The sequence below is a fragment of the Candidatus Cloacimonadota bacterium genome (genome assembly GCA_020532085.1).
Taxonomy (GTDB): Bacteria; Cloacimonadota; Cloacimonadia; order Cloacimonadales; family Cloacimonadaceae; genus Syntrophosphaera.
In genome coordinates, this window is sequence record JAJBAV010000093.1 from 1 (window position 1) to 2,593 (window position 2,593).

Consider the following 2,593-nt stretch of genomic DNA (forward strand, 5'->3'; position numbering starts at 1 on the left):
AACGCACGATCGAAGTGTTCAACGAAAAGATGTACAACATCATGGCGCAGATGTCCCAGGAAGGCATTTACGCAGACCGTTACGACAGGATCGACGACTTCACAAAGACCGTCGCACTCGTGCCTATAAGCGCCAAAGAAGGCGAGGGGATCCAAGACCTGATGCTGGTGCTCATAGGCCTGGCACAGCGTTTCCTCGAGTCGAGGCTCGAGAAGAGCGAAGGTCCCGGCAAAGGAACCATATTGGAGATCAAGGAGGAGCGCGGGCTCGGGAAGACCCTGGACATAATTCTTTATTCTGGCACAATCCGCCGCGGCGACACCGTCGCGCTCGGAACGAGAGGTGCCCCGATCCTCACAAAGATAAAGGCCATATTGAAACCGAAGCCCCTGGACGAGATACGCGACCCCAGGGACAGGTTCGATTCCGTGAAGGAACTCAACGCGGCGGCGGGCGTCAAGATATCGTGCCAGAATGTGGAAGGCGCCATCGCCGGAGGTCCGATCATGGTGGTCAGCGGGCCCAACGACCCGCTCATTTCAACCATCAAAGAAGAATCGCAGATCAAGGTCGATATCGTAGAGGCCGGAATATCCATCAAGGCGGACGCCGTCGGATCGCTGGAGGCGCTGGGCTTCGAAGCGAAACAGGCCGGAATACCCATCAGGAAGTACGGCATAGGCGAGATAACCCGAAGGGACATCGTCGAGGCGGCATACGGGGACAGGAACGAAAGTGTCATCCTCGGATTCAATGTGACCATTTCTAAGGATGCCGAGGCCGAGCTTCAAAATCAGCCAATAGCGGTCTTCACAAATCCTATAGTCTACCAGCTGATCGACGAATACGTGCTGTGGCGCGACGAGACCAAGAGGAAGGCCGAGACCGACAAGCGCTCCGAGTTCGCGTTCCCGGCGAAGATCCTCCTTCTCCCGAACTGTACGTTCAGAGTCAGCAAGCCCGCCATAGTCGGCGTGCGCGTGACAGCAGGGAAAATAAGGATAGGCCAGAAGCTCGTCACGCTGACGGGCGCAGAAGCCGGTAAGATAAAGAGCATCCACACCGGAGAGGACACCTTGAAAGAGGCCTCTCAGGGAGACGAGGTCGCCGTCGGCATAGAGGGCGTTACTGCGGGAAGGCAGATAAACGAGGGCGACGTCCTGTATGTGGACCTGTTGGAGTCATCGGTGAAACAGCTTCCGAACATGGACCTGAACGGTGACGAGAAGGCGGCTATGGAAGAGCTCATAGCCATAAAGAGAAAAGAAGACATGTTCTGGGGGATGTGATGAAATATACTCCTGAGAAAGTGTTCGATCTCGACCCCTACAACATGGCCGGAGGGATATACAATTTCCTCGACGATCTCAACCTTGCGATGGAGACCCAGATCGACATACGCCCGAAGTTCAACAAGATACTGGTATGCGGGATGGGCGGTTCGGCCATAAGCGGCGATATCCTCGCAGACTGCATATATTCGGATTATAATTATCCTGTAATAGTACAGCGTTTTCCGGAGCTGCCTAAATGGTTGGACGATGAGACATTCATCATAGTGGCAAGCTACTCCGGAAATACCAGGGAGACGCTGGCACTTTATGATGATGCCATGGAGAAAGGTTTCAAGGTCACAGTAATGACCGCAGGAGGGCAGCTCTTGGAAAGAGCTGAGAACGACGGCCTTTTCATTTTGAAAATGATGCCGGGACTCCAGCCAAGATGCGCAGTAGGCTATTCGCTGGGTCTCATGCTCAAACTCATGGACCAGATCGGGGGAACATCATTCGAGGTCCAAATCGGGAAGATAATGCCTAAGCTGAAGAAATTCAGAGAAAAGCTAGCGAGCAACAGGAGCGTCGCATGGGAGATCGCCCGCAGGATAAACGGTCGCACTCCGACAATATATTCCACTCCCGAGATGTCATCTTCTGCCATCAGGTGGAAGACCCAGATCAACGAAAATTCAAAAATGATGGCCTTTTCGGGCCTCATGCCGGAATTCAGCCATAATGACATCTCCGGGTGGTCGGAAGGTTCCGTCAGGGAATCATGCGTTCCGATATTCCTTTACGAAGAGAGGATGTCCAAGGTGAAAAAGAAGGCGATGGATGCCGCGATAGAGGTCCTCAGGGGCTATGATGTGGTACCCATGGTAGTTAAGATACGCGGAAGGTCGACGACCGAGAAGCTGTTGCGTTCTGTGATGATCGGAGACTATGTCTCATTGTATCTGGCATATATCAACGGGGTCGACCCGAGCGAGGTCGCTTCGATATCGGAGCTCAAAACGCGCCTTGGCAAAATACTGCCGTATAGCAAGACCAAGCCCAAGAGGAGAATAATTTCCAAGGGCCAGAAGTGACCTCTCCCGAATGGAAAGGTATATAAGTTTGACCTGAATAGGAGCGACCCACAGGTGTTCAAATGGTAGACTTCAAAACTATCGTGAATGACGTTAAGACGGGCAAATCTTACAATGTTGCCGTGTCGGGCCACCACGCGAACTCTCTGATTGGTAAAAACATCGGAGAGGTCGTCGACGGAATTTTCGTAGGGCTCCCCGGTTACAAGCTCAAGATCACAGGCGGAA

Annotated in this window: 3 protein-coding genes; all 3 read left to right on the forward strand. The window is 53.0% G+C overall.

The window, feature by feature from the left end:
- Positions 1-1,289 (forward strand): translation initiation factor IF-2 (infB, locus tag LHW45_11330; protein MCB5286160.1); only part of this gene is annotated, 1,289 nt, incomplete at its 5' end.
- On the forward strand, positions 1,289-2,365 hold the full coding sequence (locus LHW45_11335; protein MCB5286161.1) for a bifunctional phosphoglucose/phosphomannose isomerase: 1,077 nt from the start codon (positions 1,289-1,291) through the stop codon (positions 2,363-2,365). The genes infB and LHW45_11335, both read left to right, overlap by 1 nt.
- A 62-nt stretch (positions 2,366-2,427) precedes the next feature.
- Positions 2,428-2,593: 30S ribosomal protein S6e (locus LHW45_11340; protein ID MCB5286162.1), on the forward strand; the 166-nt coding region annotated here is incomplete at its 3' end.